Below are 12,491 nucleotides of genomic sequence, written 5' to 3'. Positions count from 1 at the left end.
CATGTATACTCGGGTCATGATTGTCGATGACGAGCTGCTGGCTAGAAACCAACTGTGTGCCATGATCGATTGGGAAGAATATGGGTATGTGCTTTGCGGGGAGGCCGAAGATGGACTAAAAGCCCTGAAATTGATTCAGGAATTACAACCGCATATTGTGCTAATCGACATCAATATGCCGTTAATGGACGGTGTTGCTTTATGCCGATATGTTAGCGAGCATAACAAAGACGTAAGTACAATCATTTTAAGCAATTTCGATAATTTCGACTATGTACGTGACACCCTGAACAGTGGAGCTGTCGACTATTTATTAAAGCATCGGCTGAATCCAGAAAGCTTACTGGATGTACTGGAACGTGCTTTGAATAAGCTCGGGAAAAACCTAGATACGGAAAATATGCTTGACGCTGCAGGGAAATTGGAAAAAGGGAAAACGTCTAATGGTGATTTGGAGTCAGTAATCCAACAGCTAGCTCAAACTGAGGGTTCTGCTTTACTTGAAGAAACTGCTGTTGCGATTCTTAAGCCTTATGCGAGGAATACAGTTGTCCTCGTCATGCAAATGCTGCATAACGTTGTGTTGGCCGAAAAGCATATAGGTGAGGACCGGAGTATGTTCATCCGTTCCATAATTGAGCTTTGCCGACAGCTGATCGGCGATGTCCATAAAGGCTGTGTTGCTTATACGGGGCATGGCTCGCTCCTCTTTATTTTATCATATCCAGAATACCGCAGCGAAACGCCAATCCTTCAATCCGTACAAACTTTCGCTGACAAGGTAAGTCAAACCCTGCAGATGATTTATACAGTTTCTGTTGCCTTCGGACATAGTCCAGTCTGCCATCAGATCGACAAGCTGCCCAGCTATTATCGGCATGCATGCGATGCAATGGATCGCAAGCTCACGCATTTACAGTCTGAACCATCTGTTCGAGCTGCTGCTACGGGAGGCGGTGGAACGGGTTTTGCAGTTGCTTCTCCTACAGGCTCCACTCCCATGATGGCACTTACCATCCGTCAAGAGAAAGAGCTGCTTGCTTCCATTCTCGTTTGCAACACCTCCCAAATCGATGCCATTATCGATGAAGTGTTTATTACTTTCATAGCTCGTTCCAGCGGGTTTCCTCAACTTACCTTTCTAATCGAAGAAATGATCAATCTTGCACACCGCGTGGGCAAAAAAATGGGTGTAGACGTCCACTGGATATCCGTAACGACAGACAGCAGCCTGCCTAAAAGCAGCCATTTGCCTGAAATCCAAATTTGGATCAAAGCGCTTTACCATCGACTCGTTGACGACATCAAGCGGTTGCAGACCCAAGGGAAATATTCCAAAAACGTGGAAGAAGCCATGAAGTTAGTTCATGAGCATTATTTACAGGGCATAACTCTGGAGGAAGCAGCAGCCACAATTGGGATCACCCCCTCCTATCTAAGCCGCATATTTAAAGAGGAAACCGGAAAGAGCTTCACCGAATCCATTAATCATTTTAAAATAGAACTCAGCAAGCAATATATTGAGAATGGCAACCAAAAGTTTAAAGAAATGTATCATCGTATCGGTTTCAACAATTATAGTTATTTTTTCAAAGTGTTCAAAGACATAGTTGGAGAAACACCTCATTCCTATGCGAAGAAGTACTTGAAAAATAAATAAGCCTGTCAAGTTAAGATACAAGCACAAAGCCAGCTGCGTTAGCAACTGGCTCTCATATTTCAAGATTTGATAAACACCGTTTTGATATCCGTGTAGAACTCAATAGCTGCCTGCCCTTGCTCCCGAGAACCCGAGCTGGACATTTTCACGCCACCGAACGGGGCTTGCAGCTCCACGCCAGCACTTTCAGCATTGATGCGAACAAGGCCTGCATCGATATCGTTCATGAACGCTAGCATTTTCGAGAAGTCTCGCGTGAAAATTGACGCGCTAAGACCGAATTTCACATCGTTCGCAATACGGATGGCTTCCTCGAAAGATTCCACTTGGATTAAGGCAAGTACAGGTCCGAATATCTCTTCCTGAGCAATTGTCATTGCGCTTGTCACATTTTCAAAAACCGTAGGCGCAATGTAGTACCCTGCATCAAGACCTTCATCTTCCACTTTCCCGCCTCCACAAAGCAAGGTGCCGCCCTCTTCAATGCCTTTGGCAATATAGGATAATACCGTATGATATTGCTTCTCGCTAGCGCAAGGTCCCATCCATGTAGCTGCATCCATACCAGGGCCAACTCGAATTTCTTTGACGCGCTGAAGCAGTTTTTCTTTAAAAGCATCATAAACTCCGCTCTGTACGATCACACGACTCGTTGCTGTGCATTTCTGCCCTGTCGAACGCAAACCGCCACTCACAGTTGCCTCAACCGCGAGATCTAGATCAGCATCGTTGACCACGATAATCGGGTTTTTACCACCCATTTCCAGTTGATACTTCGCACCTTTCGCGAGTGCCCGCTGACCCACTATTTTTCCTATCCGATCCGATCCTGTAAAAGTAATGCCGTGGATGTCGGGATGATCTGCAATTGCTTGCCCAATCACATCTCCTTGACCCGTCACCATATTGACAACACCTGCAGGAATTCCAGCTTCTTGGAAGCATTCCATAACTAGTGCCGCTGTAACTGCGGTCTCCTGAGCTGGCTTGAATACGATTGTATTACCGAAGATTAAAGCAGGAGCGATTTTCCAAATCGGAATAGCCACTGGAAAATTCCACGGTGTAATCACACCAACCACGCCTAAGGGAACGCGTGTTGTAAACATCAACGCTTCACTGTCCGTCGAAGGAATCACATCACCAATCTTACGCATGCCCTCGCCAGCATAATAGCGAAGAATCGCGATGCCTCTTGCGGTTTCACCTTTGGCCTCTGGGAATGTTTTTCCCATTTCAAGCGTCATCATGGTTGCAATCTCATCCAATCGGCGCTCTAGTTTATTTGCAACCTTGTACAAATACTCGCCACGCGCTGCACCGGACATTTTACGCCAAGCTAGTTTCGCCCCTAACGCAGACTCGACAGCTTCATTCACATCCGCAAGGGTCGAATTCTGCACATATCCCACGATCTCATGCCGATTCGCAGGGTTTATGCTTTCCTCAACCACACCGCTGGAAGACGACAGCCAGACTCCGTTGATATAGTTCAGATATGTTTTTATTTCCCCCATATTAATCTCTCCCGCCTCTAAACTCTGTTAATGCCGCCAACAAAGCTTTCACATAACCAATCGCATACGCCCAGCCTACCCAATTCATTTTGGTTTCGGCGCTTCGATGCGGTGCACGATCCATTTCGAGCGATGTGATATGATCTGGATTTATGCAGCCGTTATAGCCAACTTTATGAAGTTCAAGCAATATTTTTGCCATATTCATATGTCCATCATCCAACATCGCCTCTTCGAACGCACCAGCCGTAGCCAGACTACCCCGCACATTGCGGAAATGGACCAGGAAAATTTTATCCTTGCGACCATACTGATAAATTTCATCAAGAACAAGCGGCGTACCACCTGCTTCTCCCCGCGTGCCTACACAATAGACTAAACCTACATTTCTGCTAGGGAAACTGTCGATGACCCGATTCAAACCAAGGCCACCGAATGGCGTGTTATGGTAAGGCGTATCCGAAGGATGGACTGCTAGCTTCATGTCATATTCTTCAGCAAGAGGTACCAGCTTACCAAAAACTAAGTCAAAGCGCTTCCACCAAGCGTTCAATTGCTCTACAGTGGGTGGTTGTTTGTCCGGATTGCGTTTCAGCGACTCTCCGCGTACTAGCGCGCCTCCTCGATGTACAGCCGTATATTCCTCAGCCATATAAGGAAAGACATCACCAGCAAAGCGCTGGCGAACAAGCGTAATTCCGGCTTCACCGAAGGTTTTGATCGCATGGCTAACGTTCTCTAATTGGATCTCTGAACCTGGCTCCTCCAACATAAAGCTGGTCGACATATCCGGCAGTGTGACCCGATTGATTTCCATCCCGTGTGAACGAATTCTGCGTTTTAATTGTAAAAGTTTATCGAGATCCGGGAAACCTTGCTCACGGACACCTGGGAATGAACCCCCCTGCGTAAAATCGATGCAGTCAACGCCAAGCTGACTCATTTGTCTCAGATCGCTATCGGATAATTCACATGTCGGAACTTGTATAGATACTTTCATCATGGGCTAATTTCCTCCTAACCGTTATTATTGACCGCGATCAGATCATGACTTCGTTTAATAATGGACTCTAACTGTATATAATGCTCACGTTCTACTTGAACTAACGGCGTCCGAACTTCCAGACCAACCGGCAATCCAACAATGTTCATACCAGCTTTAATTAAAGAAACCGCATACCCTTTGCGCAATTGACGAATCCGATGGATAGGCAGAATAACTTCTTCGTAGATGGAACTGACCATCGCCTGATCTCCAGCAAGTAAACTGGTGTAAAATGCTCTAGATACCTGCGGAATATAATTGGAAATAGCGGATGAGTATGATAGATAACCTAGTGCTGAGTAGGCAGGCATCGTTAATTCTGCCAGTGGCATACCATTCATCCATTGTAAATTGGAACCAATGGTTTGTACGAATTCAATGTTTAGCTCGAAATTGCCTAATCCATCCTTGAAACCAATAACGTTAGGTATGTTTGCCAGTTTTTCTAGTGTGTTTAGGTTAAAAATCGCGTTATCACGCTGATAAATAATAACAGGTAAACTTGTACTTTGTGCAAGTGTTCGATAGTAGTTAAACAAACCCTCCTGCTCAGGGATGATCAAATATGGAGGTAGCAGCAATAAACCGTCTGCACCTAGCTTTTCTGCAAGTTGTATGCGCTCCACTGCTTCTCGAATATTGCCTCCTGCTCCAGCTAATACCGGTACTTGGCCCGCAACTGTTGCAACACCGACAGACACGACTTGCCCATATTCCTTGATATCCAAAGACTGATATTCACCTGAACCTGCGCATACGAATACAGAATCCAACCCATTTTCTACTAAAAACTGGACATTGGCATGTAAAGCTTTCTCATCGATTTGCTCTTGACTATCGAATGGTGTTACTGGAAAGCCCATGATGCCTGCGAGCGAAATGTTCACCTGATTTCCCACAACGAACAACCCCTTTTCAACTTCTTACTTGCTTATGTATGTAAGTATAGAAAATGTAGGCGTTTTCGTCTTTGTAAAAACATGCCGCTTTTTTTCAAAAAATCCATGCTATAATGATCTTCAATCTACTTGAGAGGAGCCCTCATGTGTGCTGAATCCAACCATTTATACGCGAAGCAACTTATATCTCAACCAAAACCTGGTTCAGTTGAAAGGTGCCACCGCCTCCATATTCGTTCACTACTGGGGTGCGAAACCGCAGCATAAGGGCAATCGTCCACATACACATTCCTTTTTTGAAATTTGCTACGTTGTCGAAGGCGAAGGACATTACTTTCATGATGGGATTACCTATCCCCTTCGGCCAGGGACTCTTTATTGCTCGAAACCCGAAAGCCGCCACTCTATCCAAAGCGATGACGGTATGCTGTTATTGTTTTTTGCATTAGAGCCGGTTTCATCCGAGTCTAGCGAAGCTTTTATCCAGGATTTTAACCAGCTGTGCGCATATCCACATCTCTTTATTCCCAATGCTGAGAGAACAGCTCCAATGCTTATATGGCAAGCACTACTTATCCAAGCTTCGGAGACAGGTGATCGCTATAAGGAAACCATTGAGCAACTAGCCTATACGTTGGTCATCAGCTGCATCTCTTTGTTTCTGCAACATTGCCGCTCTGGTGATACGTCGTCATCTGTGTTGGATATGGAGTTGCAAGGCACACTTAAGAAGGTTAAAGCCTATATTCAGGACCATCTTTCTCATAAAATGTCACTGAGCGATGTGGCCCAGAGCCTACACTTGTCCGAAAGACAGCTTTCTCGTCTGATCTCGGATGAATTGGGGCAAACCTTCCCGTCCATTGTGAAAACGGAAAGAATCAAAAGGGCTGCCTATCTCCTAGGGTACACAGACATCCCCTTAAAACAAATTGCCGAGGATACCGGTTTTGATAGCATCCACTACTTCACGCAGGTGTTTACCCGAGAAATGGGAACACCGCCGAGTCATTTCCGCAAAAACTGCCTAAACGTCGAAGCTGTCGATGCTTGGATTCATACTTATTTGGCGCAGGTAGCAACACGTTATCAGAAGAATCGGTTGGTGCCAACGAGTGAGGGGCGTATGTTAGAGTAGTATCACCCCCTCCAACATGTCTTCCTTGGCGAAATAACTGGGAAAACATACAGCTAATCTTGCGTAAATCGCCAACATTTGGAGAATAACTGGAAAACTCCAGCTAATTTCAACCAATTGCACATTTATCGTGGAAAAGGTGAGCTATAACTGGAGTTTTTCCATCTAATTGGTAGAATCGGCTATTTTAAGAGAAATTACCTGTACTTTATACAGCTAGTCTCATGTGATTAGTGAGATAGTGGTGTTTAGGTTGGTCTGTTGATTGTTGGTCCGGGATCTATTGGTCTAGAGTCAAGGGGCGTTGGACTAGGTAATATGTGCGTAAGGTGCCTTATCCCCAACAAGATTCAATCGAATACCATGTTCCAAATACGCTTTCAATCCGCATAATACAATCGTAAACCCTTCTGTTGAATCAAGGGCTTGTTTGACTTTTTCATCAGCACTTCCACTGAAACCCGAGTCAGAGATAGTTACGAATGTTTCGTTAGTTGCGTGTTCAGTAAAAGTCCACTCGACCAAGGTGCCCCAATCCAACAAAATGCGCTTGTTTCGCTCGATTTCTTTGACTTCGACCTCCGCGGTTGCCCCATACATAGCCCAATGCCATTGCACATGAGATCCAGACTCTAATCTGCCAGTTCCGTGTGTAAACCAGAATTTCGACGTAATCTCAGGATCGATTAAAGCTTCAAACACCTCGTGTACTGGTTTACGAATCAACATTTCAACTTTGACCACCGGATCTTGAAGAAGTTCAGTCATCAGCCATGCCTCCATGAATTACCTGTTTCCCACTATCATAGCACAGGATGATGCCCAACCAACAATAAAGCAGTCCCCACAGAAGCATTCTCCGTGAAAACTGCTTTATCACTCTACTTTATCTACCTACTTAAGCGAAATGATGGCCGCAGGACGAACAGAACTTAGTATCCGCCGCAACGACTTTGCCACATTTGCACTCTTTTTCATTCCGAACCTCGGCAATCTTCTGCTCAAGTTCACTAATCTCTTGATTAATTTGAGCGATACCTTGGCAATACTCCGACACGTTCGCTTCCACCTGTGTGTAATCCCCGGAGAGATAGGACGTGTACACCGATTCACCAATAATTTTATAAATTTTATCAATTTCCCGCTCTTTCAATGAAACTTGCGTTTTGAATTTCGTTATCTCGACGGTTTGTTGTGCTTTTTTCGCTGCTTCAGACGCCCCTTGCTTGACTTTGTCAAAAAATGACATACCTTCCACTCCCCAACCCTTATAGTCATTCACTTCTTATCGCATCATATGCGATAATGCCAGAAAGTAATACCGTGTACTTGCTAAGTTCAATTGTACTACTTTTTTCAAAATTTTACAGTCTGTCCAACGAACTATATAGATTCAAGCGAACGATATAGAAAAACCGCTCAAGTTTACTTCACCTTGAACGGTTCTCTTACCGCTATAGTCTTCCCGTCACGGAACTCGGAAGGGGTCCGATTCATAATGGTCTTAAACACGCGATTGAAATGTCGAATATTCGTAAATCCGGTAGAATCCGAGATCACTTGAATCTTCTCATCGGAATGAAGCAGCAGTAACTTCGCCTTCTCAATCCGTTTCTCCGTCAGGAAATCTATGAAGGACTGGCCTTGCTTGCTTTTGAACAGGGAGCTGAGATAAGACGGACTGAGATAGACGATTTCGGCCATCGTATTTAACGTGATTGATTCCGCATAATGCTCCTCAACGTATCGAACGACAATTTCGACGGGGCTAGTTACCATCTTTTTCTGACGATTCCCAATACAAATGGTGAGATCGCCAAGAAGCTTCTGACACCGCTCAATCAATTCTTTACTCGATGAATAGGAGTAAATCTCCACCAAGACCTGCTTCACATCCGTGTTCTGCAGCCATTGTTTCACAACGGCCAAGTTCACAGCCAACTCGTAGAAATGCAGCAGCATTTTGCAAATTTGTTGGTGGATGATCTCAGGATCCTTCCACTCTTGGCATAGCTTCGTCACGTAGAGACTGGCTTGTTGCTGCACATTCGCCAAGTCACCTTCTTGCACATATTGATTCAAAGAGTGCCAATCGGCAGCATGCCAATCATGTTTCTCCATGTTCATCTCAGCAACAATCTCGTTGGACAGCAATCGATCACCGCCAATCACGAGTCGGTAGAGCAGCGCTAAACCAGCCTCTTTATAGGATTTGGAAATAGATTCCAAGTCCTTGGCAGGACTACCTAACCCGAAGGTAAGGGTGAAATTGGATTGCACCCGAATCTCCTTCCGAATCCGATTCGTCAGCTTTTCTATATCCCCATGGATCGACGCAACCTGCTCGTGATTAATTAAAGCAACAACTTCCGTTTCATGATGAATGAATACGTAACCTTTGAAGTACTCGTCGAGGCTTTCTTGTATAAATTGTTGAATATAGATCGAAAACAGGGATGGATTCAGCTGATAATAACGCTCGTCTGTCACTGAATCCCGATCTAATTTGGCAATCAGACAGGAGATATACGCATGCGGAAATTGAATACCTACATTCTCTAGCAATTCGGCCTCTCCATGATGAACACTTCCCGTCAGAAGACCAGCTAACACATGCTGGCGCATCCCATTCTGCACTTGTTGATCCATGCCATGTGATTGATTGGTCCTCTTGTCCATTAACCATTCTTCCTGCAACTTTGCCAACAACACATATAACTCTTCACGCTGAAAAGGTTTCATCAGGTAATCCTTAGCACCCAATCGCAAAGATTCACGCGCATATTGAAAATCGTTATATCCGCTCATTACCACACAAGCAATATGCGGATAGCGTTCTTTTACAATATATTGAAGTTGAATACCGTCGATTCGGGGCATTTTGATATCCGTAATGATTAAATCAGGCTGCAGTTCTTCCAGCTTTTCCAAAGCTTCTGCGCCATCTTTTGCCTCATCCACGACAATCCAATCACTTTGCATATCTGTAATCATCAAACGTATCCCTTTGCGGAAAATCGTTTCATCGTCCACGATCATAATACTAGGCATCCATTTTCCTCCCTTCGTGCTGACTTTCTATGAGTGGTAGAGTTAAGGAGATCGTCGTTCCTTGTTTCAAATTGCTCTCGATGGTCACACCAAACTGATTCCCGTAGCGCAGGGCTATTCTTCGATGTACATTCATTAAACCTGTGCCGCCGGTACCCTCTTCGGTTGTCGTCATTTGGAACTTTCGTTCAATCAAGCTTTGCAAATGCACAGCACTCATGCCAGCGCCGTCATCTTGGATTTGTATTACCATATGATTATCTTGTTTCTTCCCAATCAGACTGATCGTGCCATAGCCATTTCCTTTATCAATACCATGAATGATCGCATTCTCAACGATTGGCTGCAAAATAAAACGAATAACCGAATAGCTTAACAATTCTGGCTCTATGCGGACATGAAACTGAATTTTATCCTCAAACCGAATCTGTTGAATCGCCATATACCCCGTCACGTGCTCTAATTCCATATGGAGAGGAACTTGGCTCTGATGACTATTAATACTGTAGCGCAAAAGTTTACTAAGGTGATTCGTCATTTTCACAACTTCTTTATTACCTTGAATCTCGGCATACATACTAATAGAACCTAACGTGTTATACAAAAAATGTGGATTAATTTGGCTCTGAAGTGCCGATATTTGGGCATTTTTCTCCCTGATCTCTGACTCATACAGTCGGTAGCCTAGATCACTGAGTTTCGAGACCATGAGATTAAAAGATTGACTAAGTTGACCAATTTCATCACGACTATGAATCGGAATCGACACTGCCAAATCACCGATTACAACTTTTTTCATGAGATTCCTTAACTCACTGATTGGATTCGTGATCCGAAGAGCAAATAAAGTGAAAATAATGATCGCTAACAGCAGACATACGGCACCAATACCAATAATATAATTCCTCACATAGACGGTATCTTGTAACAGAACCGCAAGCGGAACCATCTCGATCATCGTCCACCCCGTTAGAGGTGATGTATAGTAGGAAACTAACTCTGAATCGTTATCTTGTTTATAAACAACAGTTCCCATGCCTTTGAAATGCTTGATTTGCTCCGCATCAGGTCCATTGATTATGCTCTTATAGATCATCGAGCCTTCATTATCCACGATCATAATATTCTTTTTATCATTCGATATCGCTTCAATTTTATTACGAATAATATTCTTGTCAACATCCAGTACGAGGTAGGCTAGCACAGCCCCCGTATCGACACTTCTTATTTTCCGAGCAAAAGAATACACTTGATTGGGCAAACCCATACCTTGTTTGTTAAATGTTCCGAGATATACCATTTTGCCCGTCTGCGAAACCTTGCTGTACCAAATTTCATTCCTAACATCGCGCGGCATAAAGTTGGCTTGTTCTTCTGACATTGCGGTATACGCATTGCCGCCTTTCGTACGAAAAAGCGTCAGTCCCGAAATGTCCACGCGTCCATTAGCAAATACACGTTTCGCAAAATCCTCAATCGTGACACGATCATTAAATGAAAGAGAAGTACTCGACTGCTCACCTACCTCCAAATACTTCATGATTTGTGGTGATTGGTAAGGTAACAATGTCAACAAATTGAGTTCATTTAAGTACGTATCAATATTGGCGGTTAGTTCCTTCACCACGTCCATCTGATATTTCCCTGTATTTTTCTGAATCGATTCCGAATAGCTTGTAAACGTTAGGTAACTGGCTATGCCAAGTGGCACCGCTATAAAAACAGCACTTAATACGATCAGCTTCATCGCGATTGGCAAGTCTTTGATGAGCTGCAGCTTATTTCGCATTCGTATTCTGCTGGATTTGAAGATTCGTATTAATGATCGCTTGCGCATTTTGCAGCACCTCTTGTGGCGTGATTTGGCCCGCCATCATCTTCTCAAACTCACGCACAATCTCGTCGTTAATCGTACCTTGCCGTGGTTGATTCGGGAAATATTTCACATCGTCGGCAGCACTGGCATAGTCCGGACGGTATTTCAGTTTTTGGAATTCCTCGGAAGCGACAGCTTTCTTCACAGCAGGAATATGTCCTGCCTTCGCCCAGCTTGCACCATGAGCAGCTACCCAATTCGCGAATTTTAGCGCAGCGAGCTGCTTTTGTTTGTCTGGCTTTTCATGATACGGCAGCGAAAAAGTATGAGAATCTCCCCACGCCGCTGGATGATCGTAGATTTGTGGGATTTTGGTCACTCCGAAATGCAAATCTGTCGCTTGCTCGAACGTTCCTGTTCCCCATACCCCAGAAATTAACGTCGCTGCTGAACCTTTCACAAAGGTTTGAATCTGATCATTAATATTCGGCAAAATGAGCTTCTTCGTATATAAAGAATTAACGAATTCCAATGATTTTAGTGCAGACGGGTTATCAATGGCAGCCGATTTACCATCGTCCGTATAGAATCTACCGCCGTCCTCGTTCATTTGATTATAGAAAGAATACCAAATCCAGAAGGAGTCAATTCGCACATTGGGTTCGGCTAAAGGCGTCACATTAGACGGCACACTAGCGCGGATTTTCTCCAAAAAGTCTAAGTATCCCGCTTCTCCGCTCGCAATAATCGGTTTGTCTTTCTCATCCAACAAGCCCGCGAGCCTCAGCCAATCCTTGTTATAGTACATGACTTCCAAGTGTGTATCGAGCGGGATACCCAGATGCTTATTGTCAGCTACCGTGCTCTGTAGAATTGTCGGGTTAAAATCCTCCCAATGGACGCCAGCTTCAACCGCCAACGCATCTAGATCTGTCAGGAACCCAGCAGGCGCGTACTGCGAATACTTGGCCGAATGAACGATGGCGATATCCGGAGCTTCTTCCGTAACGATCGCGGTGGACAGCTTCGTGTAGTAATCACCGGAGTTGTTATTAATTTGCTCTATTTTCACGTGATCCTTATTCTCACTATTGTATTGCTGAATGAGCTCCGCCATAAACTGTCCATCTCCACCACTGAATGGTGTCCAAAAGGTAATTCGCAGTTTGCTGGCTGTAGGCTCATCGAGCATCGGATCCGATTTCGAATCGCAACCCAATGCACACGCGCTCAACAGGAGAAGAATACATAAAGCTTTGGCTGCGCTCTTCCCTAGTCGTTGTCTATCGCTCAAATGAATCCCCTCCTTGCCTTCGAACTATGCCTTCATTATACAAACTTAAGCAGAGGCAAGCCAATGACCTA

At 44.4% G+C, this 12,491-nt stretch carries 10 protein-coding genes; 2 read left to right on the top strand and 8 right to left on the bottom strand.

Annotation, left to right across the window (positions count from 1 at the left end; all coding sequences use genetic code 11):
* The first annotated feature begins 1 nt into the window (after window position 1).
* Window positions 2–1,660: a response regulator transcription factor gene (locus tag A8708_RS22145; protein ID WP_068667472.1), complete on the top strand. Its 1,659-nt coding sequence runs from the start codon at window positions 2–4 to the stop codon at window positions 1,658–1,660.
* Between the two features lie 59 nt (window positions 1,661–1,719).
* On the opposite strand, the gene gucD is transcribed toward A8708_RS22145, so the two are convergent.
* The 3 genes from gucD to kdgD are packed head-to-tail and all read right to left on the bottom strand — an operon-like array spanning window position 1,720 to window position 5,121.
* Window positions 1,720–3,177 carry an alpha-ketoglutaric semialdehyde dehydrogenase GucD gene (gene gucD, locus A8708_RS22140; protein ID WP_068667470.1) on the bottom strand — a complete coding sequence of 486 codons (1,458 nt, stop codon included), beginning with the start codon at window positions 3,175–3,177 and terminating at the stop codon, window positions 1,720–1,722.
* 1 nt (window position 3,178) lies between these two features.
* Window positions 3,179–4,180: a mannonate dehydratase gene (locus tag A8708_RS22135; protein ID WP_068667467.1), complete on the bottom strand. Its 1,002-nt coding sequence runs from the start codon at window positions 4,178–4,180 to the stop codon at window positions 3,179–3,181.
* 14 nt (window positions 4,181–4,194) lie between these two features.
* Window positions 4,195–5,121 carry a 5-dehydro-4-deoxyglucarate dehydratase gene (kdgD, locus tag A8708_RS22130; RefSeq protein ID WP_275667924.1) on the bottom strand — a complete coding sequence of 309 codons (927 nt, stop codon included), beginning with the start codon at window positions 5,119–5,121 and terminating at the stop codon, window positions 4,195–4,197.
* Window positions 5,122–5,269: 148 nt separating this feature from the next.
* Between kdgD and A8708_RS22125 the strand changes: the two genes are divergently transcribed.
* Complete coding sequence (locus A8708_RS22125; protein ID WP_068667466.1) at window positions 5,270–6,259, top strand: AraC family transcriptional regulator; 990 nt, start codon at window positions 5,270–5,272, stop codon at window positions 6,257–6,259.
* A gap of 309 nt (window positions 6,260–6,568) precedes the next feature.
* Here the strand turns inward: A8708_RS22125 and A8708_RS22120 are convergent, their stop codons facing one another.
* The 5 genes from A8708_RS22120 to A8708_RS22100 form a co-directional block, all read right to left on the bottom strand.
* Window positions 6,569–7,027 carry an SRPBCC family protein gene (locus A8708_RS22120; RefSeq protein WP_068667462.1) on the bottom strand — a complete coding sequence of 153 codons (459 nt, stop codon included), beginning with the start codon at window positions 7,025–7,027 and terminating at the stop codon, window positions 6,569–6,571.
* A 130-nt stretch (window positions 7,028–7,157) separates the two neighbouring features.
* Window positions 7,158–7,508 (bottom strand): hypothetical protein, encoded by a 351-nt coding sequence (locus tag A8708_RS22115; protein WP_068667460.1) that lies wholly within the window; start codon window positions 7,506–7,508, stop codon window positions 7,158–7,160.
* 176 nt (window positions 7,509–7,684) lie between these two features.
* On the bottom strand, window positions 7,685–9,310 hold the full coding sequence (locus A8708_RS22110) for a response regulator (RefSeq protein ID WP_068667456.1): 1,626 nt from the start codon (window positions 9,308–9,310) through the stop codon (window positions 7,685–7,687).
* Window positions 9,303–11,147 (bottom strand): cache domain-containing sensor histidine kinase, encoded by a 1,845-nt coding sequence (locus tag A8708_RS22105; protein ID WP_157264949.1) that lies wholly within the window; start codon window positions 11,145–11,147, stop codon window positions 9,303–9,305. Before A8708_RS22105 ends, A8708_RS22110 begins: the two co-directional genes overlap by 8 nt.
* Window positions 11,089–12,420 carry an ABC transporter substrate-binding protein gene (locus A8708_RS22100; protein WP_239696795.1) on the bottom strand — a complete coding sequence of 444 codons (1,332 nt, stop codon included), beginning with the start codon at window positions 12,418–12,420 and terminating at the stop codon, window positions 11,089–11,091. Before A8708_RS22100 ends, A8708_RS22105 begins: the two co-directional genes overlap by 59 nt.
* Between the last annotated feature and the right edge of the window lie 71 nt (window positions 12,421–12,491).

This window comes from Paenibacillus oryzisoli, assembly GCF_001653565.1.
In the GTDB taxonomy this organism is placed as follows: Bacteria; Bacillota; Bacilli; order Paenibacillales; family NBRC-103111; genus Paenibacillus_E; species Paenibacillus_E oryzisoli.
This window is presented reverse-complemented; position numbering and strand designations above follow the sequence as displayed.